General features: G+C 73.2%; 17 protein-coding genes. 9 read left to right on the forward strand and 8 right to left on the reverse strand.

The annotated features are described in order from the left end of the window. The first annotated feature begins 204 nt into the window (after positions 1-204). Positions 205-1,380 (forward strand): acyltransferase family protein, encoded by a 1,176-nt coding sequence (locus BMY88_RS20210; protein WP_091948020.1) that lies wholly within the window; start codon positions 205-207, stop codon positions 1,378-1,380. Here the strand turns inward: BMY88_RS20210 and BMY88_RS20215 are convergent. The 3 genes from BMY88_RS20215 to BMY88_RS23950 form a co-directional block, all read right to left on the reverse strand. Then, complete coding sequence (locus BMY88_RS20215; protein WP_091948023.1) at positions 1,261-2,670, reverse strand: bifunctional cytidylyltransferase/SDR family oxidoreductase; 1,410 nt, start codon at positions 2,668-2,670, stop codon at positions 1,261-1,263. The genes BMY88_RS20210 and BMY88_RS20215 overlap by 120 nt on opposite strands. Positions 2,671-2,748: 78 nt before the next feature. Next, positions 2,749-3,354 (reverse strand): arsenate reductase/protein-tyrosine-phosphatase family protein, encoded by a 606-nt coding sequence (locus BMY88_RS20220; RefSeq protein WP_091948096.1) that lies wholly within the window; start codon positions 3,352-3,354, stop codon positions 2,749-2,751. An 86-nt stretch (positions 3,355-3,440) separates the two neighbouring features. Further along, positions 3,441-3,617, reverse strand: coding sequence for a hypothetical protein (locus BMY88_RS23950; protein ID WP_170861210.1), 177 nt, complete (start codon positions 3,615-3,617; stop codon positions 3,441-3,443). Positions 3,618-4,074: 457 nt separating this feature from the next. On the opposite strand from BMY88_RS23950, the gene BMY88_RS20225 reads away from it, so the two are divergent. Next, positions 4,075-4,935, forward strand: a complete 861-nt coding sequence (locus BMY88_RS20225) for a hypothetical protein (RefSeq protein ID WP_091948026.1) — start codon at positions 4,075-4,077, stop codon at positions 4,933-4,935. A 29-nt stretch (positions 4,936-4,964) separates the two neighbouring features. Here the strand turns inward: BMY88_RS20225 and BMY88_RS20230 are convergent, their stop codons facing one another. From BMY88_RS20230 to BMY88_RS20245, 4 genes are all read right to left on the reverse strand, one after another. Beyond that, complete coding sequence (locus BMY88_RS20230) at positions 4,965-5,774, reverse strand: glycosyltransferase family 4 protein (protein WP_139220535.1); 810 nt, start codon at positions 5,772-5,774, stop codon at positions 4,965-4,967. A 397-nt stretch (positions 5,775-6,171) separates the two neighbouring features. Beyond that, positions 6,172-7,269: a glycosyltransferase family 4 protein gene (locus BMY88_RS20235; protein WP_139220536.1), complete on the reverse strand. Its 1,098-nt coding sequence runs from the start codon at positions 7,267-7,269 to the stop codon at positions 6,172-6,174. Beyond that, the gene (locus BMY88_RS20240) at positions 7,266-8,264 is read right to left on the reverse strand and encodes a glycosyltransferase (RefSeq protein ID WP_091948034.1); all 999 of its coding nucleotides are present in this window, start codon (positions 8,262-8,264) and stop codon (positions 7,266-7,268) included. Before BMY88_RS20240 ends, BMY88_RS20235 begins: the two co-directional genes overlap by 4 nt. Before the next feature lie 149 nt (positions 8,265-8,413). Next, the gene (locus BMY88_RS20245) at positions 8,414-9,898 is read right to left on the reverse strand and encodes a DUF4832 domain-containing protein (protein WP_170861211.1); all 1,485 of its coding nucleotides are present in this window, start codon (positions 9,896-9,898) and stop codon (positions 8,414-8,416) included. Between the two features lie 532 nt (positions 9,899-10,430). Between BMY88_RS20245 and BMY88_RS20250 the strand changes: the two genes are divergently transcribed. From BMY88_RS20250 to galE, 7 genes are all read left to right on the forward strand, one after another. Then, a complete protein-coding gene (locus BMY88_RS20250) occupies positions 10,431-11,729 on the forward strand; it encodes an MATE family efflux transporter (protein ID WP_091948040.1) in 1,299 nt (432 codons plus the stop codon). Next, positions 11,722-13,095 carry an O-antigen ligase family protein gene (locus BMY88_RS20255; protein ID WP_091948044.1) on the forward strand — a complete coding sequence of 458 codons (1,374 nt, stop codon included), beginning with the start codon at positions 11,722-11,724 and terminating at the stop codon, positions 13,093-13,095. Before BMY88_RS20250 ends, BMY88_RS20255 begins: the two co-directional genes overlap by 8 nt. A gap of 138 nt (positions 13,096-13,233) precedes the next feature. Beyond that, positions 13,234-14,598, forward strand: a complete 1,365-nt coding sequence (locus tag BMY88_RS20260) for a tyrosine-protein kinase domain-containing protein (RefSeq protein WP_170861212.1) — start codon at positions 13,234-13,236, stop codon at positions 14,596-14,598. A 210-nt stretch (positions 14,599-14,808) separates the two neighbouring features. Further along, positions 14,809-17,067: an acyltransferase family protein gene (locus BMY88_RS20265; RefSeq protein WP_170861213.1), complete on the forward strand. Its 2,259-nt coding sequence runs from the start codon at positions 14,809-14,811 to the stop codon at positions 17,065-17,067. Between the two features lie 74 nt (positions 17,068-17,141). Beyond that, positions 17,142-18,137 carry a dTDP-glucose 4,6-dehydratase gene (gene rfbB / locus BMY88_RS20270; protein ID WP_091948052.1) on the forward strand — a complete coding sequence of 332 codons (996 nt, stop codon included), beginning with the start codon at positions 17,142-17,144 and terminating at the stop codon, positions 18,135-18,137. Beyond that, entirely contained in the window at positions 18,134-19,000 is an 867-nt protein-coding gene (locus BMY88_RS20275; protein ID WP_170861214.1) for an SDR family oxidoreductase, read from the forward strand. Before rfbB ends, BMY88_RS20275 begins: the two co-directional genes overlap by 4 nt. Before the next feature lie 321 nt (positions 19,001-19,321). Next, entirely contained in the window at positions 19,322-20,356 is a 1,035-nt protein-coding gene (gene galE / locus BMY88_RS20280) for a UDP-glucose 4-epimerase GalE (RefSeq protein ID WP_091948058.1), read from the forward strand. Here the strand turns inward: galE and BMY88_RS20285 are convergent. Continuing rightward, entirely contained in the window at positions 20,285-21,643 is a 1,359-nt protein-coding gene (locus BMY88_RS20285) for a sugar transferase (RefSeq protein ID WP_428978325.1), read from the reverse strand. The two genes, galE and BMY88_RS20285, sit on opposite strands and share 72 nt — an antisense overlap. Between the last annotated feature and the right edge of the window lie 1,152 nt (positions 21,644-22,795).

Consider the following 22,795-nt stretch of genomic DNA (forward strand, 5'->3'; position numbering starts at 1 on the left):
CGCTCCTGGGTGGGTCGGGGACGAGAGACGCGCGCGGTCTGTCGGCCGTGCTGGACGGCGAGGGGACGCCGGCGGATCAGTGTCCTACGCGGTCGGTCCCCCGGGACCTCCCGCGGCCCACGTTCACCCTCGGGAGGGACCGGCGCGTACCGATTTCCCGCGCTGTACAGGGGACTTCGGCCCTGGTGCCATACGGTGCCGCGCATGCGAGCCCCGACCGCTGCGCCGCGCTCGATCGCGGTCGACGTGGCCCGCGGCCTCGCCGTCGTCGGGGTGGTCTTCAACCACACGCTGGTCGGCCTCTACCTGTCCGACGTCCTGACCGTCGACTCGCCGCTCACCACGGTGAACGGGGCGCTGTACCTGTTCCGGATGGCCTCGCTGGCCCTGCTGCTCGGGTTGTTCGTCCCGGGCGGGATCGCCAAGCGGGGCACGGCCGGCTACCTGCGGGCCCGGCTGCCCCTGCTGCTGTGGCTCTACCTCGTCTGGCACCTCGTGCAGGGCGTCGTCCAGATCGGCGCGAGCGGGGTGCGCAACGGCTCCACCGGCTGGGCCGATCTGCTGCGGTTCTGGGTGCCGCTCGCGCAGCTGTGGTTCCTGCCCTTCCTCGCCGCGGTCACCGTGCTCCTTCCGCTGCTGCGCCCCTGGGAGCGCAGCAGCCGCGGCCGGATCGCCCTCGCGGCGACCGTCGTGCTGACCGTGCTCCTCTGGGGCTGGCTGCCGAGCATCGCCGGCCTGCACGGCCTGGCCCTGATCGGTTTCGTGGCCGTCGGGTCGGCCGTCGGGCTGCCCCGGATGCGCGCCCTGCTCGACGGCAGCCCGGCGGTCTGGGCGGCCGCCGGCGCCGCCGGCCTGGCGCTGCTGATCGCCGTCCTCCAGTTGCCGGTCGAGGCCGGGACCCTCGACAACGGCGGGGTCGGCCTGCCCGTGCAGCTCACCAGCGCGGTGGGCGCCGCGGCCGGCGTCGTCCTGCTGCTCGCGGCCTCGGCGCTGCTGGCGCGGGTGCCGCACGTCTCCCGGCTGCTGGCCTACCTCGGCCGGCACACCCTGGAGATCTACCTGGCGCACATCCTCGTCGTCGCCACGCTGCGGATCGTGCTGCAGCAGGGCCTGGGGATCGACGGCCTCGCCGTCCACCTGGTGCTCGCCGTCGTCCTCGGCGTGGGCCTGCCGCTGATCGCCGCGGCGATCGCCCCCCGGCTGCGCCTGGGCTGGCTGTTCGACACGCCCCGCTGGCTGCGCGGGCTCGTGGCGGCGCGGTCAGCCCGGGGGAGCGAGCTCCCCGCCCTCGCGGCGGCGGACGTCGACCACGTGCCCGGTCCAGTTGCCGACGAGGACGTCGAGCGAGGTCTGCGCGACCACGTTCGACGCGAGCAGTGAGCCCTCCGGCTCCTCGCCGAACGCCTTGGTGCGCATCGGGGTCGCCGTCCGCTCGGGGTTGACGCAGTTGACCCGGATGCCGTCGTCGGCCCACTCGTCGGCCAGGGCCTGGGTGAGGTTCACGACCGCGGCCTTCGCCGAGGAGTAGAGGCTGTAGCCGGCCCGGCCGCGGGTGTAGGAGCTCGAGGTGAACAGCAGCAGCGAGCCGCGGCTCTTCCGCAGGTGCGGGTGGAACACCTGCGCGATGTGGATCGGCGCGAGGTAGTTGACCTCGGTGGCGAGGTGCACGTCCTCCTCGCTGGTCGCCGCCAGCTCGCCACGAGGCAGGACGCCGGCGCAGTTGACGACGTAGTCGACGCCGCCGGTGGCCGCCAGCACCTCGCGGCAGGCGGCGACGACGTCGGCGCGGCGCTCCACGTGCGTGCCGGTCAGGCCGCGGCTGAAGGACATCACCCGGGCGCCGTGGGACTCGGCCAGCGAGGCGATGTCGGCGCCGATGCCGTACGAGCCGCCGAAGACGACGACGGTCCGGCCGGTGAGCGAGGCCCGGTACTCGGCGTCGCGCAGCGGCTCGGGCGGTGCCGAGGTCTCCAGCTGGAACAACCGGTCGGCGAGGTAGACGTCGATGGGCTCGGTGACCTTGATGTTGCGGCCCTCGCCGGCCACCACCCCGATCGGCACCTCGGGCAGGTAGCGGAGCACGACCGTGCAGTCGTCGGTGGCCTCGAAGCCGGGGTCCGCCGCGGCGAGTGCGTACGCCTCGCGCAGCACCGACAGCCGGAAGCACTGCGGCGTCTGGCCGCGGCGGAGCAGGTCGCGCCGCGGCACCGCCTCGATCGTCCGGCCGCTCGGGTCGACCTGGATGATCGTGTCGGCGGAGGGGATCGCGACGTCGACGGCGTCGTAGTGCTCGAGCGCCGCGACGCAGTCGGTGAGGATCCGCTGGCTCACCAGCGGGCGGACGGCGTCGTGGAGGATGACGTTGCACTCCTCGGCGCCCAGCGCGTCCAGGGCCCGACGGGTCGTGGCGCTGCGGGTCTCGGCGCCCTCCAGCACCCGGGTCACCTTCGGGTAGGCGCCGCCGCGCAGCACCGCGTGGACGGCGTCCAGGTGCCCCGGCGCCATGAGGATGACGATCTCGTCGATGACCGGCGACGTCTGCAGCGCGGCGATCGTGTGCTCGATGATCGGGCGCCCGGCGATCTTGATCAGCTGCTTGGGGATCGAGAGGCCCACCCGGACCCCGGAGCCGCCCGCCAGGACCACGGCCACGTTGCGACGTCGGGGCATCCGCGCAGGATAGGGCCGGGAATCGAGCCGCCGACCCGCTCGACCGCGGCTGTCGCCCGGTCGGGTGAGGGGGAGGTCTCAGGCGGGGACCGGAGCCGCCAGCCGGCTGCGGACGCTGGTGAAGAGGACGGCGGCCAGCGGCCGGAGGGCACGGTCGATCCGAGCCGCGACGTCGGCGTGGACGGCGGCCCGCTGTCCCATCGGGTCGGCGATGTCGTCGGCGGGTCCGGCCTGCCGTCGGGCGCGTGCGGCGTCCAGGCGGCGGCCGAGCTCGCGGGCCCGCTCGTCGACGGGCGTGAGGCCCAGCCCGGACAGGTCGGCGAGGCCGGCCAGGTCGGCGGCCTCGGCCAGCGTGAAGGTCCGGCGCAGCCCGCGCGGGTTCAGTCCCAGGACCGCCTCGCGGTGGCCGCGCGTCATGGTCAGCACCAGGTCGGCGGAGGCGGCGAGCTCGGCGGTCAGTCGCCGGGCACGGAACTCCGCGGCGTCGCCACCGAGGGTGTGCAGCGCCCGGGAGCTGTGCGGCTCGATGCGCGAGCCGGGAGTCGCCTGGACGCCGGCGCTGCGCACCTCGATCCGCTCGAGCTCCGGGCTGTCGCCCAGCGCCCGCGACGCCTGGGCGAGCGTCAGGCGCTCGGCGACGGGGGATCGGCAGATGTTGCCCGTGCAGACGAAGAGGAGGCGCACCAGCGGACCGTAGGACGCGCCGGGGCTCCGGCCGCCCGTGTCCGCCACATCCCTCACCCCAGCGGGGGAGGTGGCACGCCCGGTCGTCAGTGGGAGCCGGCCACGGGCCGCAGGGCGCTGCGGTCGAGTTCGGCTTCCAGGCCGGCGAACCGCGACTCCGGCGAGGAGCGACGGTCCGCGGTCGAGATCATCTTCCCGATCAGCACTCCCATGGCGGGTGCGGTGAGCAACCAGGCCAGGCCGACGAACACGAAGAGGTACACACGTCCTTTCTAGGGGCGGAACCTGCGCTCTCCAGCCGAATCCCTGGGCATTTCCTGCCGAACGGCTTGTCGACATCCGGGTGATCGACTGCCCACCGCCTCGCTCGTCACACCGGGATCACCAGCCTCACCAGCGGGACCGTTCCGTCACGGGACGCCGTCATCCGGCGTCGTCGCGCCGAGGTCCTGAGGGGTGAGCGAGAAGTGTCCGGATCACTCAGCCGACCGTTTCCCCGTCGGCCGGCCCACGGGTACGGAACGCATGGACGTGTCCTACGTGGCGAACGGGTGGCTGACCTTCGACCTGTTGCTCCTGGTGACGACCATCGGCGCCGTCGTCCGGGGCTCCGACGCGCACTGACGTCCGTCATCCATTCGGTGGACGTCCGCGCCCCGGGTCACCCGTTCGTGTGACCGCGTGGTCACGACCGGCCCCTGACCTGCCGATGACGCTGGCGTGTGGTTCTGGATCGCCGTCGGTCTCGTCGCCTGGATGCTGCTCGCCGTGCTGGTGGCCGTCGTACTCGGTCGAGGCATCCGCCTGGCAGACCAGCGCACCGCCGGCACCGGCGCGGACCGGACGCCGGTGCCGGCGCTGCGCCCGGCCCGTCGGCGCATCCCCCTCCCGCCGATCGGCATGGCGCTCGCCGGCACCGCGGTCGCCCTGGAGTCGATCGGCTTCGTCCTTCGCCTGAACGGCGCGACCGGTCCCACCGCCCACGCCCTCTCGATGGACGCCCCCTATTCCGTGCCGCGCCTGTTCGTGGCCGCGGTGTTCACCGTGGCCGCCGTCGCCGCCCTCTCCGCGGCCTCCCGGATCCCCGGCCGCCGCGCGTGGTGGCTGTCCGTCGGACTCGTCGCCGGCGTCATCGCCGCCGTCAAGACCGGCAGCACCGTCCACGCCGGCGCCATGAGCTCCCTCGGCGACGCGCTGGGTTCGGCCCAGGCCGGCGTGCTCAGCATCTCCATCGCCGGGGCGGTCATCGCCACCCTCGCCTTCATCAGCCGCGCCGAGCGTCGCGACCGGCGCCGGGTGCTCTCCTGCCTGGCCGCCTACGCCTTCGCGTCGGTCGTGCTCTCCGGCGTCTCGAACGTCGCGCCCGGGCAGCTGGCGATCACCGCCACCTTCCTCGAGGAGTCCGGCGAGGCGCTGGCCGGCGTCGCGTTCCTCGTCGCCGTCCTCGTGGGTGTCGCGCCGCGCCTGGTGCTTCCCGCGTCCTGGCCGGTGCGCCGGCAGGCCGACGCGCACACCATCGAGGTCGCGACCGACCCGCTACGGGGTCAGCGCGGCGCTGGGCGGTCGTCGGCGTCCGATTGATGACGGCGGCCCGTCGTCACCGCCTCGGCTCAGGGTCGGGCGCCGATGAGTCCGGCAACGGCTGCGCTGAAGGCCGGAGCCGTGAACCGCTGCTCCATGACGCTCCGGGCTCGGTGGGCTGCCGCGGTGAGCTCAGCGGCGTCGAGGGACGCCAGTGCGGTGCCGAACTCAGCCGGGGTCTCGACCACACGGGCGGCGACCTCGTGCGGGATCCCCTCGAGCGCGACCGGCGTGGCGAGGATGGGCACGCCGAGCGACATGAGCGTCAGCGTCTTCAGTTTGACCCCGGCCCCCGCCCATACCGGCACGACTCCCGCGGCCACTCCCTCGCAGGCATCGGCCAGATCGGGCACGAAACCACGGAAGTCGACTCCGGGAACGCCGTGCAGTTGCTCGATCTGCCGCTCGTCGGCGTCGGCCCCTACGACGCGCACCGTCCACCCGCCGTCCCGGAGCTGCCGCTCGGCAGCACGGAGGAACAGCATCAGTCCGTCCCAGTTGGGTGTGTAGCTCAACGTGCCCAGCCACAGAAGGGTTCGGCTGGTGGGGTCCAGCGTCATGGCCGGCTGCACAGCTCCGGCCACGGAGGGGATCGTCGTCGTCGGGCGGTCCCCGAACAGCCGGATCAGTCGCTGCGCCTCCTCGTCGGATGTCACCACGACCTCGGAGACCCGATGCAGGACCCGCCGCTCGAACACCCAGTGGAACGGGAGGTTGCCGGCCGCGCGGAGCTTGCCCACAGGGCTGGACACCGACCGGACGGCGTCCAGGTCACTGGCGGTCAGCACGTTGGACTTGTCCCACACCACCCTGCGCGCCGAGACGTCGCCGGCGCTCACTCCTGCCGGTTCCCCGAGGAGCACAGCCACGTCGAAGGGGGTGCGACCGGCCGCTCGCACGGCGCGTGACAGCTCAGGGCCCCACTGCCGGTACACCCACGGTGGCGTCAGCGTGGCGATTCCCCGCAAGGTCCGTCCCCACCTCGCCCGGTTGCTCCTGAGGTCGCGCTGCCAGGCCGGGACGACGACGACGGCAGCACTGCCGAGCCGCCGCGTGAGCTCGGCGATGTGCTCGTCGCTGGTGTCGGGGCGCGCGACGCAGACGGCGGTGAGGTCCGAGCACGCCGCGAGGGACTCGAGGAAGAGGAGGCGCCGGAGGGCGTCCCCATGGTTCTGCGGTACGGGGAAGAAGGTCACCACGGCCAGGACCCGCGGGCGCGGTCCCGGCGATGCGTTGTCAGGCGGAGGGCCCGACGGCGCGTACGGCACGGTAGACCTCCTCCACCTCGTGGACCTGCCGGTCGATGGTGAACTCCGCCAGGTAACGACGCCGGCTGGCCGCGCCCATGGATCGCAGCATCGACGACTCCAGCAGCGGTGCGACCAGCCGGGCGAGGGCGGCGCCGGGGAGGTCGACGTCGAAGAGCAGACCGTTGACCCCGTCGGTGACGGCCTCGTCGCAGCTCCCCACGCGCGGCGCCACCAGGCCCCTGCCCAGGGACGCAGCCTCCAGGAGTGTCAGCGGCAGGCCCTCCCACCGTGACGTGAGCATCACGAGATCCGACTCGAGGAGCTGGGACGCCACGTCGGATCGCGCACCGAGGAAGCGGAGGCCCGGCACGGCGCGACGGTCGACCTCGGCACGGCACGCCTGGAGCAGGTCCCCGTCCCCGATCCATACCGCCGACACCGGCCGTCCGACGGCTGCGAGCTCCTCCACGACGTCGATGAAGCGGAAGGGGTCCTTCTGCTCGTCCACCCTCGCGACCACGGCGATCTTCGGCTGCTGCCCGCCACGAGACACCGGGAGTGTCAGATCCCGGCCCGCCCCGACGTCGGGCACTGCGTTGCGAACGGTCGTCACGCGGTCGGCAGGGCGGCGGAAGTCCTGGACGAGCATCTCGGCGACCGCCCGCCCGCAGGCGACGAGATGATCACCGCGAAACGAGAGCCATGCTCCGGCGCCGGGACGGAACACGTTGTGCACGTGCTCGACCACCCTGGTCCGGGTCGCCACGCGCGCCGCCCTCGCCAGCAGCGCGACGCCGCGTTGGTGGGCGTGGACGACGTCGAAACCGCCGCCCCGCACCAGTCGGGTGAGCCACAGCGCGTACCGCACGCGCTGGATCGGGGTACCCCGGCGGGGGGCGTGCCGCTGGACGACCTCGGGAGGCAGGTCCCCCCACAGGGCGCCGCCGGGTTCGGCCGCGACGCTCACCGCGTGACCGCGCCCGGCCAGAGCGCAGCTCATGCTGACCACCACCCGCTCGAGGCCGCCGACCCCGAGGGAGTCGGTCAGCATCAGGACCCGGACGTGCTCGGACCCCGCGGTCATGCCGCCGTCGAGTCGAGGGCGCGGATGCGCCACCCGACCGCCGTCCCCATGAAGGATCGGTGCAGGTCGTCCACCTCCGCGACCGTCACGAGCCCGGTCGTGGCCAGCATCGCGGCAATCTGCGTCTGGTGATCGTCGACGTGTTCTCCACGGTGCGCTCGCCGCGGGACGAAGATCGGCCGGATGCCCGCCTCGAAGAGTGTGAGCGCGGTGCCGACGCCGGCATGCGAGATCACCAGGTCCGCCTCGGTCGCGCACGCCAGGAAGCTGTTCGCATCCATCGCGTCGATCGTGCGTCCGGGCAGGTCATGCCGTGTCGTCGCGCCCAACTGCCAGACGGTCCGCTCGTCTGCGAGGCCACTCCGGAGCACGCGGTCGACCAGGGCGTCGAACCGGTACGGCCGGATCGTCCCCACCGTCACGAACAGGCGAGGTCGCCGGACGAGGGCACGCGCCCGCGGCGGCGGTACGGCGGCGAAGCCGGCGAAGACGCTGCGGTGGGGGCGCCAGCGGCGGTCCGCCGACGACGGATGCTGCGTGTACAGGTGCGCGAGCCGTAGGCCGGCCACCATCCGCCCGGTCAGGGAGGGACGCTCGATGCGGGCGACGCTCTCGATGTAGTGGCACGGGATGCCCCTGGCCCTGGCCGCCACGAAGGCGCTCAGGGCAACGGCCGCCCCCGTGCTGACCACAGCCGCGGGGCGGACCGCCGCGAGGATGCGAGCGATGCGAGTGGCAGCTCCCGCTGCGGCCCCGAGCTGGCGAGGGCCGGTGTACGGAACGTAATAGGTGGGGACGCCGCTGAGCAGCGACCTGCTCTGCCCGGTGTCGAACGTGACCCACGTGGAGTCCTGGGCCGCGCCCATGGTCGGTGCGAGGCGCCGCAGTTCGGTGAGGTGCCCCCCGGTCGACGCCACGAACAGCACCCGCTGCCCGGCCAGGTCCAAGCTCGGTGCAGCGGCCTCGCCGGCGCCGAGTTCACGACTCGTGTCCATCGCCTCGGATCGCCTCCCCTCGAGAACGGGGGACTGCGGGGCCTGACCGTTCACGGGCGACCCTGCCGGGCGATCGCGTCACCCGCAACGCCGTGTCGGGTCGCCCGACCCGGATGGGGGATGCCTCGAGCCGGGGCCCCGCGGCCGGCTCAGCTGAGGGAGATCGGACCGATGGGGTACCAGTTGTCGGGTCGGCCTCCGGCAACCGGCAGCTCGATCCGGGACTCGGTCGTGCGCTCGACCATGCCGATCAGGACGGTGTACTCCCCGGCGGGCAGCGCTGGGAGCGGAACGTCGACGGCCACTACCCGGGATTCCCCCGGTAGCCATGTCGCCACCTGAGCCTCCTGCACCCAGGAGGCGACGACACGGCCGCGCCTGTCGGCCAGGGCGATCCCTACCGCCAGGTCCTGCCCCATGCGGGGATACGACGGCGCGGACCCGGTGTTCGTCCACTCCGTCGAGACGCTGAGCGACCCCGTGGGCCCGGGACCGGTCGTGACCCGGTCGAGCGCGTACCGGTACCCGAGCGGCGGCACCAGCTCGGCCAAGGTCGCCTCGTCGAGCACCGTGTTGTCGTGCAGCAGGCTGGCACCCATGCCGCGGAGGGTCTCCGCCGCGGCCGCCTGCCGGGACGGGTCCGCGCCGTCCACGGTCTCGAACACGACCGGTGCCCGGCGCCAGATGTCGGTCACGCCGTAGCCGATCTGCTGGAGTGTTGCCAGATCGGCGTGCGGGCTGAACAAGGCGTCGTTGCGGAAGCCGACATCCGGGTGGTGTGCGGCGACGTACCGGGTGGACGCCCAGATCCCGCCGTAGGGCATCAACAACTGGGTCCGCTGGAAACCGGCGTGGTCGTAGTCCAGTGCCGACTCGGTCCGCCCGTCATCGGACAGCGTGCGCGCGGTTCCGCTGCCCCCGACGAACATGTGCACGAGGTGTCGACGGGTTGCGGAATCGATGCTGTCGGCCTCGCCGGCCACGTCGCCGTGATCGGTGGTGGCGGTCGCCTGCCACTCGTTGAACCTGCCGTAACCGGAGATGTCGATGAAGGCGATCCGCGGGTCGCCGTCGTAGCGGCGCGCCAGGGCATCGACGAAGGCGCCCCAGTGCTCCTGGTAGGTCCTCGACCGGTAGTCCGGCTCCCGATCGGGGCTGTCGGTGATGACTGCGCCGTCGTCCACGACCCAGGCGGGCACCCGATGGGTGCCGTACGGGGCGCCGGTCATGGTCATGATCCGGAAGGATCCTTGCTCTCCGCGAGCCTCGCACTGCTGGAGGAAGTCGTCGATCGGCGACCAGTCGAAGACATCAACGGCGGGATTGAGCGTCGCCCAGTCGAAGCCGCCCTGCTCCGGATGCTCTCCGCGGCGGTACTCCGTGGACTGCGCCAGGTCGCCGTGCGCGTGCGTCCATCCCTGGTACCCGATCCCGGGATTGGGCAGGTAACCGTCGATCCCCGGCGGAGACACCGAACCACTGGTGAGAGGTGTCGCCGGTAAGGCGGGCGCTTCCGGTGCCGGCGGTACCGTGCCGGCGCCGGAAGCAGGCGCGGACGTGGAGGTCGTGCTCGTCGGCGCGGCTGGAGTCGGGTGGTGCACGGTCGTGCGTGCAGCGGTGGTTGCCGTCGGCACCTCGACGGCGGCGACGACGAACCCGGTGAGCAGGACCGTGGCCAGCAGCAGCGCCCCCAGGGCCGCCGCGTACGGCGGCCGGCGGCGCATGACGTACAGCACGCCGCCCGCGAGGCCGGTTGCCGCGAGTGCGAAACCCAGCGCGAGGAGGGATCCCCAGACGTCCCCGCCGAACGAGGCAAGCACCGTGGCGGCCGACCCCAGGGTGGCGGCGACAGCCAGCAGAACCCGACCCGCAGGAGGCGAGGACCGCGGTCGAGCGACCATGACGCTCCCTGCGGCCGGGTGGTCGGACGCCCCAGGCTAGGGCCGTGGAAGCGGACCCGGGAAGTCCAGCGGTCGAGCCCACCGGTGTCGGGACAACAGCGTCACCACTGGCCACTTCCGCACCACCCCGGGGGGGGTGCCCGCTGGGCTCGGGCACTCCCCACGTAGGGGGAGCGGCGCTCCGCGGGTACGTCCTGCCGCTGATATACAGGCCGCCCGGCTCGGCGGGACCGACGGGCGAGGGGACTGCCGAGGAGGCCGACCGGTGCGACCGCTGCTCCGCCGTGGCGTCGCCGGTCGCCTCGTGCTCGGCCTCGGGGACGCCGCGGTCGCCAGTATCGGGAACCTCGGCGTCAGCATCCTCGCCGCGCGGTCGACCTCGCTGCACGAGTTCGGCGTCTTCGCCACGACCATGCTCATCCTGATCCTGGCCACCCTCCTGTCCCGTGCCGCCCACGGGGACGTGCTCGTCCTTCGTTCGGCCGGCGACAGGGAAGACGTCGTCACGGACCTCCGGTACTCCCTCGCCTCGGTCGTGTCGATCACGTCCGTGGTGGGCGGCGTCATAGCGACCGCCGGTCTCGTCCTGCTCCCGCTCGGGGTCGACCCGGGGCTCGCGCTCACCGTCGTGGTCGCCGGCGCCGCGTTGCCGCTGCTGTGCGTGCAGGACCACCTGCGGTGGATCGAGTACGCACGGGGCGCCCCCTCGCGGGCTCTGGTCAACAATCTGATCTGGACCGTCGCTTCGATCGTCCTGTTCTTGATCGCGCAGGGGGTGGGCGACGGTCCCCTGCCCGCCGCGGTATGCGTGCTCCTGTGGGTGGGGGGCGCGGTCCCTGCAGTGGTCTTCGCCGGCGTGCGTGGACGGATCTCCTTGCGGTTCTCGCGGTCGGAGTGGCTGCGTAGTCATCGTGGGCTCGCCGGGAACCTGGTCCTCGACTTCTCGCTCACCCAGGCGACGGCGCAGGCGGCGACCCTGGTCGTCGCCGCGCTCGCGGGGCCGCTCGAGATGGCGTTCATCCGCAAGGGACAGATCTGGCTCGGTCCGGCGACCGTCGCCATCACGGGCCTGCTGGCCGCCCTGCAGCCGCTGCTGGCGCGCCGGACCGCGACGCACGGGAACCGGTCGACGGTGCGCCTCGCCGCGGGAGTGGGCCTTGCTGCCGGTGCCGGTCTGCTCGCCTACGGGGGGCTCGTCGTCTGGCTGCCCGAAACACTTGCCGAGGCAGTCGTCGGACCCGGCTGGGCCGACGTGCGCCCCTACCTGTGGCCCCTCGCGGTCCAGGCGGCGGCGGGCATGCTGGGGGGGTGTCTCGGGCTGGCGCTGCGCACCACCGGGCAGATCGGCGCCCAGGTGCGCTGGCGGCTGTTCCTGGCCCCCGTGTCTCTGGGCATCGTCACCCTGGTGACCGCGGTCGCGGGGGGGCGGGCGGGGATGTGGGCCCTGGCCGGTGGTGGCCTGCTCACCACGGCGGCGTGGGCGCTGCTGCTCCGGCGCGGAGGTTCCGTGCCCGTGCCCCTCGCGGCGGACGCCTCCGGTGGTGGTGGTGGTGGACATGAGTGAGCCGCAGGGAGATTCGCGCCGGCTGCCCCGCGTCGTCCTGGTGCTCCTGCTGCTGGTGACGGCGGCGGCTCCCTTCGCCGGCAGCGGTCCCGTCGTCTTCGCCCTGACAGCCCTCTCGCTCGGATACGCAGCGCTGTCCGGACCGATCGTCCGTCCGCACTGGACGCTGGTTGCTTTCCTGCTCTGGACCGCGCTGACCGTGGCCTGGTCCGTGCTGCCCTCGGAGACCCTGCGCGGCGTCCTCGTCACCGCCGGGTCCGCGCTCGCCGTCGGTTCCCTGGTCCGTCAGCTCGGCCGCAGCGGGGTCTACCGCGCACTCACCACTACGTCCAAGATCCTCGTGGTCGCGAGCTGGGCGCTGTACCTCGCCTGGCCGGTCGCGGGCCGAGAGCAGGGCGCCTATCACAACGGCGCCTTCACCGGCGTGTTCGTCCAGCGCAACGTCGCCGCCTTCGTCCTCGCCATCGCCGTGCTGACCTTCACCTATCTGGCGGTGGCACGGGAACCGGGCCACCGGCGCGCCTCGTCGTGTGCCTGGGCCGGCATCGCAGGTTTCACGCTCCTGGTCACCGAGAGCGGGACGGGGATCGCGGTGACCGCGGTCTGCCTCGCCGTCCTCCTGGTGCTGTCCGGCGCGCGCATCCTGACCCGCTCCGTGAAGGGCGCGCTCCTCTGGTTGGTGGCCGCCGGCGTCGCGGGACTGGCCGTCGTCGCCCAGAGCGGGGTCGACCTCGTCAGCTCGATCCTCGGCCGCGATTCCACCCTCACCGGCCGGACGGTCATCTGGGCAGCGATCGACCCCTACGTCGCCGCGCGGCCGTGGCGCGGGTACGGGTGGGCCGCCCTCTGGACGGAGGATGCGATCACGACCCGGGCGATGTGGGCGGTCGCGAGGTTCCGGTTCGAGCATGCGCACAATGCCTACCTCGACGTCCGCGCGCAGGCCGGCGTGGTCGGCCTGGCGCTGATCTGTCTGTTCTGTGCTCGGGTGGTGGCCGTCGCGCTCCGGCGACTGGTGTCCAGCCGGGACAGCCTCCCGGTGATCTGGCCGCTGTGCGTCGTCCTCCTGTTGCTCCTCTACGGCATCAGCGAGCAGTCGTTCACGTCGTACTTCGGGTGGCTGGTGCTGGTGCTCGCGGGGGCGCTCGTCGGGACAACCGGTGAGGCGGCCCCGGTGGGTGCCGCCCCGTCATCCGACGCCGCGGCGGCAGCCGACGACCCGGCAGGTGCCCCGCGGTCCGGTGCGGCCACGGACGAGGCGTGCCAGCCTCGGCGGAGGCCGGTGGGTGCGTCCGCGAGGTCGAGGCGAGCCCGCGGTGACGGACGATGCGACCCGCCGCACGGCGCGCCCGGCGCGGTGAACTGAGCGACCGCAGCTGCCTCGGTACGCCCCCCTCACCCATGGGAGTCAGCCGCTCCGCCGGTGACGGGCTGCGACCACGGACGGCGCTTATGGTCCTTGAGGGCTCGAACGCAGACCCTTCTCTTCACGAACGGGACGACAGTGGAACTCAGCGATGTCACCACAGCGCTCCGTGCCCGCTGGTGGTGGGCCGTGCTCGGTCTGGTGGTCGGTGGCGCCGCTGCCCTGGGATGGGTGCTCGTCGTCCCACCGCAGTACACGTCGACCGTCCAGTTCTTCGTCTCGACCACCGGCTCGACGTCCGCCGCCGAGGTCTTCCAGGGCGGCCAGTTCTCGCAGGAGCGCGTCGAGTCCTACGCCCAACTCCTCCGTGGCGACCAGCTCGCCGCCGTCGTCGTCGACCGGTTGGACCTCGAAGAGACCCCGGAAGAGCTGCTCGGGCGCATCGAGGTCACGGCTCTCCCGGAGACCGTGCTCATCGAGGTGGCGGTCACCGACGGTTCGGCCACGCGCGCTCAGCGCATCGCCGAGGTGCTCGGGGACGCATTCACCGATCAGGTGAGCCGGCTCGAGCGGCGCAGCACGAGCGGTGAGGATCTCGTCGCAGTCATCGTCACGGACACCGCGGACCTGCCCTCGGCCCCGAGCTCGCCGAAGACGGTGCGCGACATCGGCATCGGACTGCTTGCCGGTCTGGTCCTCGGCTGCGTGCTCGCAGTCATCCGGGCTCGCACCGATCGCAGCGTTCGTGATCCCGACGATGCCAGGGAGCTGGCGGAGGCCCCCGTCGTCGGGTTGGTCCTGAAGGACGACACGCTCGAGAAGCGACACGTCGTCGACCGTGAGTCGGACGGCCAGGCTGCCGAGGGATTTCGTCAGCTGCGCACCAACCTCCAGTTCCTCGATGTGGACGAACCGCCGAGGGTCATCATGATCACGAGCCCGTCGCCGGCGGAGGGCAAGACCACGTTGGTCGTGAACCTCGCTCTCGCGCTGGCCGACGCCGGGCGCCGCGTGGCCGTGGTCGAGGCCGACCTCCGGCGCCCCAAGGTGAGCCGTTACCTCGGGCTGGTCAGCGGTGCCGGCTTGACGAACGTGCTGGCGGGCAGCGCTGGACTCGAGGACGTTCTGCAGCAGTACGGCGACGGCAAGCTCACCGTCCTCGCCGCGGGGCCGACTCCGCCCAACCCCGGCGAGGTGCTCGGATCGAGCCAGATGGCCGGCCTGCTGGATCAGCTGCGGGACACCAATGACATCGTCCTCGTCGATGCGGCGCCGGTGCTGCCGGTTGCGGACACGAGCGGTCTGGCCGTGATGATGGACGCGGTCCTGCTGTCCGTGCGGTACGGCGTCACGCGGAAGCGACAGCTCCGGGCCGCGGCGATCGTCCTGGACAACGTGGGAGCGAAGACGCTCGGGGTCGTCCTCAATGTCGTGCCGCGCAACGCGCCGGTGGCCGCGGACTACGGGCAGGGTTACAACTACGCGTACGGAAGCGATCGCTGACCTGACTCGAGTGGGTCGCCGCCCTCGACGGTGTTGCCGACGGCCCGGCACCGCCATGCCATCCGGAGCGAGGCGGAATCACGAGCCGCGGCGGACGCGGAGACCGTGCCCGCGTGCCCCATCGGGGTGACCTGCGTCTCGAATCGCCCGGAAGCATCTACGCTGCTCGGCGGGCCGCAGGGCGCGGCAGCTGATCGTCACGGGGGTCACGTGTCAGCGGACACCGACAACGACGTGCGGCCTGCGGCCGGGACGTCGGTCGCGGACGTCCTCCCCGCCGACGGCAGCCACCACTTCCGGGGGGACATCGAGGGGCTGCGCGCCGTCGCCGTCCTGCTCGTCGTCGCCGACCACCTGTTCGCGTGGCCGGCCGGGGGCTTCATCGGCGTCGACGTCTTCTTCGTCATCTCCGGGTTCCTCATCACCGGGCTGCTGCTGCGCGAGCACCAGCGCACCGGCCGCATCTCGTTCGCCGACTTCTACCGGCGGCGGGTGCGGCGGATCCTCCCGGCCTCGCTGCTCGTGCTCGCCGTCACCGCCGTAGCCTCCTTCTCCCTGTACTTCGCCACGCGCGCGGAGGAGATCCTCGGCGACGTCGGGTGGTCGGTGCTGTTCGCGGCGAACTGGCGCTTCGCCGTCCTCGGCACCGACTACCTGCACGCCGACGGGCCGGTCTCGCCGGTGCAGCACTACTGGTCGCTGGCGGTCGAGGAGCAGTTCTACGTCGTCTGGCCCGTCGTGCTCGTCGTCCTCCTGGCGGTGGCCGGGGCGCGGGGATGGTCGTCCCGCCGGCGCTCGGGAGTGGTCCTCACCGCGACGCTGGCGATCACCGCCGGCAGCTTCGGGTACGCGCTGCACAACACCGCTGCCGACCCGCAGTGGGCCTACTTCTCCACCGCCACCCGAGCCTGGGAGCTCGGGGTGGGCGCGATCGTGGCCATCGTCGCCGTCCGGCTTCGGTTGCTCGCCGACGGCACGCGGACGGCGCTGGCGGTGCTCGGCCTGGGCGGCGTGCTGGTCAGCCCCTTCGTCGTCACCGAGGAGTCCGGTTTCCCCGCTCCGTGGGGGCTGCTGCCGGTGCTCGCCTCGGCGGTCCTGATCGCCTCGGGCACCGGGGGCCGCGCCGGCGGGACGGGCATCCTCACCAACCCCGTCGCGCGGTACCTGGGCGCGCTGTCGTACTCCCTGTACCTCTGGCACTTCCCCGTGATCATCCTCGGGCAGGCGCTGTACCCCGAGGCCGACGCCCTGTACTACGCCGGCACGCTGCTCGTCACGGCCGTGGCCGCGGCCGCCTCCTACCACCTGGTCGAGCAGCCGATCCGGCGGTCGCGGTGGCTGCGCCCCGCCGGCGGCGGTGGTCCCGGAGCCGGGGCGGGCGCCGGGGCCCCGGTCAAGGGCCGGCACCGGCAGCACCGGCGGAGTGCCGACTGGCCCTGGGTCGCCGTCGCCGCGGCCGTCCTCGTGGCCGGCGTCGCGCTCGCCGCCGCGCCCTGGAGCGGGCTGCCGGGCACGGACGACGACGCCCCCGCCGCTGCCGCGCCGGTCGCGCTGGCCCCGACGGCGCCGCCCGCCGGCCCCGGCGGTGTCGTCGGCCCCCCGCCGCCGGATCCGCGGCGCGAGCTCAGCGCGCGCATCGACCTCGCCCTCGACGCCACCGACTGGCCGGCCCTCGACCCGGGCCTCGACGCGCTCGGCATCGACGCGCTGGCCCGCGAGTGGGTGCCCGGCAACTGCCTGGACGTCACCGAGGCCAACGTCGACGACTGCACCTTCGGCACCGGGACCGCCGGCCGGACCCTCGTCATCCTCGGCGACTCCATGGCGATCAGCTGGCTGCCGGGCATCCGCGCGGCGCTGCCCGACTGGACCGTGGTGACCATGACCTACCACGCGTGCCCGGCGGCGCAGGTCTCCGTCGTGCACGACGACAGCGGCGCGGGGTTCACCGACGCCTGCGACGACCACCACGAGTGGGCGATGGCGGAGGTCGCCCGGCTCCGCCCCGCCGTCGTCGTCCTGTCCAGCGTCGGCAACAGCATCGAGCGCCTCGCCTCGGGAGCCGAGGGCCCGGGCGCCCTGCAGGAGTGGACCGGCGGGCTCGCCGGGACCGTCGAGGAGCTCTCCGCCTCGGCCGGCCGGGTGGTCGTGCTCGCCGATCCCCCGGGCCGGGAGCAGACCCTCGCGGAGTGCGCGACGCGACTCAGCAGCCCGTCGGACTGCGACTCCTCCGTGCCCGACGCCTACCTCCGGCGGGTGGTGGCGGAGTCCGCGGCGGTGGCGGCGCTCGGGCGACCGGTCCCCGCGGTCGAGTACGTCCGCACCGAGCCGTGGTTCTGCGCCGCGGACGGGCGATGCCCCGCGTTCGTCGGGACCACCACGGTCTACGCGGACAAGCTGCACATCACCCGGCAGTTCTCGGGGCTCCTGGCGCCGATCCTCCGCGGGGTCCTGGCCCCGGCCCCCTGAGGGCGCTCCCCCCTGTGAGGGGGGTCGCCCGCGCGCTGCGGTCGAGGTCAGCGCCTGCGTGGCAGGGTGATCGCATGCGTCTGCTCGTGACCGGTGGCGCCGGGTTCATCGGTGCCAACTTCGTCCACCAGACCCTCCGTGAGCACCCCGAGCACGAGGTCACCGTGCTCGACGCCCTCACCTACGCCGGCAACGAGGCGTCCCTGGCGCCGGTGCGCGACCGGATCGGCTTCGTGCACGGCTCGGTGAGCGACGCCGACCTGGTCGACCGGCTCGTCGCCGGGGCCGACGCCGTCGTCCACTTCGCCGCCGAGAGCCACAACGACAACTCGCTGGCCGACCCGCGCCCGTTCCTGGACACCAACGTGATCGGCACGTTCACGCTGCTGGAGGCGGTGCGGCGGCACGGCGTGCGGCTGCACCACATCTCGACCGACGAGGTCTACGGCGACCTGGAGCTCGACGATCCGGGCAGGTTCACCCCGGAGACGCCGTACAACCCGTCCAGCCCGTACTCCTCGACCAAGGCGTCGTCGGACCTGCTCGTGCGGGCCTGGGTGCGGTCCTTCGGCGTGCACGCCACGATCTCCAACTGCTCGAACAACTACGGGCCCTACCAGCACGTGGAGAAGTTCATCCCGCGGCAGATCACCAACGTGCTCACCGGCCGCCGTCCCAAGCTCTACGGGGCCGGCGCGAACGTGCGCGACTGGATCCACGTCGAGGACCACAACGCCGCCGTCCACCTGATCCTGGAGAAGGGCCGGGCGGGGGAGACCTACCTGATCGGTGCGGACGGCGAGGTGAACAACCGGGACGTCCTGGCCGCGGTGCTGGAGCTGCTCGGGCAGCCGGCCGACGCCTACGACCACGTGACCGACCGCGCCGGCCACGACCTGCGCTACGCCATCGACGCCGGCAAGCTGCGCGAGGAGCTGGGCTGGGAGCCGCTCTACACGGACTTCCGCGACGGGCTGGCGGCGACCGTCGCCTGGTACCGGGAGAACGAGCAGTGGTGGCGCCCGCTCAAGGACCAGGTCGAGGCGGCCTACTCCGCCCGCGGCCAGTGAGCGCCGGGCGCACCGTCGTCCTCGGCGCGTCCGGGCAGGTCGGCCGCGCGCTGGCCCGCCGGCACCCGGGTGCCGAGCTGATCGACCGGGAGGAGCTGGACGTCTCCGACGCCGCGGCCGTCGCGGGGCACGACTGGTCCGGTGTCGGCCTGCTGCTCAACGCCGCCGCCTGGACGCAGGTCGACGCCGCCCAGGACCCGGCCCACGCCGACGCCGTCCGCGCGGCCAACGTGGACGCCGTCGGCAACCTCGCCGGCGTCGCCGAGCGCACCGGCGCGACCCTCGTCCACTTCTCCACCGAGTACGTCTTCGACGGCACGTACGACGGGCCGATGCCGGAGGACCTGCCGACCGCGCCGCTGAGCGTCTACGGGCGGACCAAGGCCGACGGCGACCGCGCGGCCGCGGCGGTCGAGCGGCACTACGTGCTGCGCACCAGTTGGGTGGTCGGCGACGGCGGCAACTTCGTGCGCACCATGGCGTCCCTGGCCGACCGCGGCGTCTCGCCCGCCGTCGTGGACGACCAGGTCGGCCGGCTCACCTTCGCCGACGACCTCGCCGCGGCCGTCGTCCACCTGGTCGGTGCCGGCGCGCCGTTCGGCACCTACAACGTGACGTGCGAGGGCCCGCCCAGCACGTGGGCGGAGATCGCCGGCCTCGTGTTCGCCGCCCGCGGCCGCCCCGCGTCGGCGGTCCGCCCGGTGAGCACCGCCGAGTACTTCGCGGAGCATCCGGACGCGGCGCCGCGCCCGCTCAACAGCCACCTCGACCTCGCCAAGCTGGTCGCCACCGGCTTCCGGCCCCGCGACTGGCGGGACGCCCTGCGCGTCTACCTGGCCGCGCTCCCTCCGCGGCGGGACTGAGCGGGGCACACGAGTCGCGCAGGCGCCGTGGAGCGCATCCGGACCCCGGATGACGGCTTCCCACGACGGAGGCACTTGCGGTTCCTCCGGCAGCGGGGCACCGTGGGGCGACTTTCGGAGGGGTGATGGAGCGTCTTGCGCGATGGGCGGCGGTCGCCGCCGACAGCCGTCGCCGCTGCGAGTGGTGCGGTCGGCGCCTGGCGTCACCCCGTGCCCGGGTGGCGGGCCGGCGCGCCTGCTCGACGCAGTGCGCCGTGAGCCTGGACGACTGGTGGGCGCCGGGCCCCGGCTGAGCAGCTGGCTCCGCAGTACTCTCCCGCCATGAAGTGCCTGGTCACGGGGGGGTGCGGGTACATCGGCGCGCACGTCGTCCGGGCGATGACGGCCGCGGGCGACCGGGTCGTCGTCCTGGACGACCTCTCCAGCGGAGACCAGGCGCGGATCCCGGACGTCCCGCTCGTGGTCGGCAGCGTGCTCGACAGGAGGCTCGTCGAGAGCGTGCTGAGCGGGCACGACGTGCAGAGCGTCGTCCACCTGGCCGCGAAGAAGCGGGTCGAGGAGTCGGTGTGCCGGCCGACGCTCTACTACCGGGAGAACGTCGAGGGTCTGCGCGTGCTGCTGGAGGCGGCGACGCATGCCGGCGTCGAGTCGTTCGTCTTCTCGTCCAGCGCCGCTGTCTACGGGGCGCCCGACGTGGACCGGGTCGACGAGGACGTCGAGTGCCGGCCGGTGAACCCCTACGGCAGAACGAAGCTGGTCGGGGAGTGGATGGTGGCCGACACGGCTCGTGCCACCGGCCTGCGGTACGCGAACCTGCGCTACTTCAACGTCGCGGGCACCGCCGCGCCGGAGCTGACCGATCGCGGAGAGTCCAGCCTGGTACCGCTGGTGTTCCGGCAGCTCGCCCGGCAGCGGGCGCCGCGGATCTTCGGCGACGACTACGACACCGCGGACGGCACCTGCATCCGTGACTTCGTCCATGTCGCCGACATCGCCTCGGCGCACGTCGCCGCCGCACGGGCGCTGACCTCCGGGGCGGTCGAGGAGCTGACGGCGAACATCGGCCGCGGTGCCGGGATCTCGGTGCTCGAGATGGTCGAGATCATCCGATCGGTCACGGGGGTCTCGGGGGAGCCGTGGTCCGCACCGGTGGTCGAGCCGCGCCGCGCGGGTGACCCGGCGCGGGTCGTGGCATCCGCCGAGCGGATCGCAGCGGTCCTCGGCTGGGAGGCGCGGCACGGGCCACGGGAGATGGTGGCGTCGGCATGGGCAGGCTGGAGCCGCTCAGTAGGCGCCCTCCCCGCGGAGCACCGCCCGCAGGGTCTGGCCCAGGATCATGAGGTCGAATGTGAGTGACCAGTTCTCCACGTACCGGAGATCCATCCGCACGGAGTCGTCCCACGAGAGGTTCGACCGGCCGCTGACCTGCCACAGGCCCGTCAGCCCTGGCTTGACCAGGAACCGGCGCTGCATGTCCGCCCCATAGCGGGCGACCTCGTGGGGCAGCGGCGGCCGAGGCCCGACCAGGGACATCTCCCCGCGCAGGACGTTCACCAGTTGCGGCAACTCGTCGAGCGAGTGCCTTCGCAGGAAGCGGCCGATCGAGGTGACCCGGGGGTCCAGGCGCAACTTGAAGAGCACCCCGTTGCCGTCGTCGCCGCCCACCGGGTGCACGAGATCCGCGTCCGCCACCATGGTGCGGAACTTGATCATCCCGAACTCCTGTCCATCGCGGCCCACGCGCTGCTGGCGGAACAGCACGGGGCCGGGGCTGGTGGACTTGACGGCGACCGCGATGGCCAGCAGCGCGGGAAGGAGCAGCAGCAGCCCGAGGAGAGCCGCACTGCGGTCGAAGCTCGCCTTCACCAGGCGTCGGACCCCGCGGAGCTCGGGCCGCTCGACGTGCAGCAACGGCAGGCCGCAGGACGGGCGGATGCGTACCCGCGGTCCGGCGAGTTCCGTCACCGCCGGCGCGAGGAGCAGCTCCGCCCTCGTGCCTTCCAGGTCCCACCCGAGCCGGCGGAGCGCGCCGCCGTCCAATTCAGGTGTCGGCAGGACGGCGACCGTGTCGACCTCGTAGAGCTCGACGATCCGCACGACTTCGTCCAGATGGCCCAGCACTGGCAGCCCGTCGAACGAGCGGTCCTCGCTGGCGGGCAGACAGCAGCCGACGACCCGGTAGCCGTGATGGGTCTCCCGGCGCAGCTGTTCGTGGAGGGCGAGGATCCCCTTGCGGTGGCCCACGAGCAGGGTGGTCTGGAGTGCGCGGCCCAGCCTGCGTTGCCGGTGCAACAGCTTCCGCTGCCCGTAGCGGTGGATCAGAGTCAGTGCGCACGTGAGCGGTAACGTCACGACGACGAAACCTCGAGCCACCTCGAGCCTCAGTCCCCAGGACACGGTCCCGATGGTCGCCAGGAGCATGACCGTCGCGAAGAACACGCGGCGGAACTCCTCGGGCCCGTCCCAGAGGAAGCGCTGTTCATAGCTGCGCGCAACGGACATCGCCGTGAGCCACACGAGCGGCACGAGGAGGGCGAGACCCGGCAGCACGGCCGAGTCGGCCGCCGGATCCGGGCCCAGCCACAGGGTGAGGACCGCGACGACGAGCGCGCACAGGAGGTCCCCGGCGATGAGCCGCCGCACGTAGGCCGTACGCCAGGCGCGGCGGGCGACGGTCCCGGCCCCGCGGACCTGAGCGGGGGAGACCGAAGGGATCGAAGGGGCCTTGACCGGTCGCATGCGACAGTCCCTCGGGAGGCTTCGGCGGTGCGGGGAGCGGCCCGGCGCAGGAGTGCGGCGCGGGCGCGGGGTGGCGCCCGATAGGTGCGGGCGTCCGACAGCAGCGGCCGTGGTCTCCGAGGGTCAGTCGGGTGGGGAGTCCGGGTCTCCGGCGTGGTCGATGACGCGCTCGGCTGCCTGCTCGATGCGGCGCAGCTCCGCGGCCGCGGCGGCCGTGGCGTCCATGTCCCTCATCACGGCCAGGAAGGACGCGCATGCAGCTGCACCGCTGCCGGCGCCGGCGCTGGTGCCGCCGGGGTTCGGGCAGTGCCCGGATGGTGCGGGAGCAGGGGCTGGAGCCGGGGCCGGAGTCGGAGCCGGCGCGGGGGCCGGGATGGGAAGCGGTGGCGAGGCCGGCTCCAGTGAGACGCTCGGGATCGGGCTGCCCGGCTGCCCGCCGGTCCTCGCCGGGACGACCCGAGCGGTGTCCGTTCCCCGGTTGAGCACCGCACGGACCGGGGCAGAGCAGAGCAAGCTGCTCATGGACGGCTCGAGGTGGGCGGCGGTCGCGTCGGAGGCGACGACCGTGGGCGTCGGACCGGCCGCCGATGCATCGACACGGGCGGCAGGAGCCGTCGCCGGCCCGGGCTGCCCGGATGCGGCCGGCGTGCGAGGTGTCGGATCGGCCGCCGCCACCGCATCCGGCACGGACGCGGGCTCCGACGGCAGTTCGGCGATCGCTTCGGGGGTGCTCGACACCGCCGGTTGCACCTGTCGGTGCACCTCCGCTGCAGGCGTCACGGGCGCAACGGCGGGGCCGGCGCTGGGCTCGGTCGCCGGGTGCGGCGGTACGGGCGGGGTCTCTTCCGGCGCGTGCGCCCGTACTTCGGCGGGTGCGGGTGGGCTGAGTGGGCTCGACTCGGGCGCGGATGAGCTCGGCGGCCCGCCGGTGGCGGGTTGGGGGGTGGTGGCCGGTGGTGGAGGGGTGGGTTCGGTGGCGGGCTGGGGTGTGTCCGGCTGAGGCGGCCGGTGCGCTTCCGCGGCGGGGGGCGGGTCGGGTGTGGCGGCGGGGTGGGC

This window comes from Trujillonella endophytica (assembly GCF_900110555.1).
Lineage (GTDB): Bacteria > Actinomycetota > Actinomycetes > Mycobacteriales > Geodermatophilaceae > Trujillonella > Trujillonella endophytica.

Coding starts and splice junctions, on each gene's coding strand:
- BMY88_RS20235 (WP_139220536.1), bottom strand. CDS start 7,269: ATGACCGCGGGGTCCGAGCACGTCCGGGTCCTGATGCTGACCGACTCC.
- rfbB (WP_091948052.1), top strand. CDS start 17,142: ATGCGTCTGCTCGTGACCGGTGGCGCCGGGTTCATCGGTGCCAACTTC.
- BMY88_RS20210 (WP_091948020.1), top strand. CDS start 205: ATGCGAGCCCCGACCGCTGCGCCGCGCTCGATCGCGGTCGACGTGGCC.
- BMY88_RS20215 (WP_091948023.1), bottom strand. CDS start 2,670: ATGCCCCGACGTCGCAACGTGGCCGTGGTCCTGGCGGGCGGCTCCGGG.
- BMY88_RS20240 (WP_091948034.1), bottom strand. CDS start 8,264: ATGGACACGAGTCGTGAACTCGGCGCCGGCGAGGCCGCTGCACCGAGC.
- galE (WP_091948058.1), top strand. CDS start 19,322: ATGAAGTGCCTGGTCACGGGGGGGTGCGGGTACATCGGCGCGCACGTC.
- BMY88_RS20255 (WP_091948044.1), top strand. CDS start 11,722: ATGAGTGAGCCGCAGGGAGATTCGCGCCGGCTGCCCCGCGTCGTCCTG.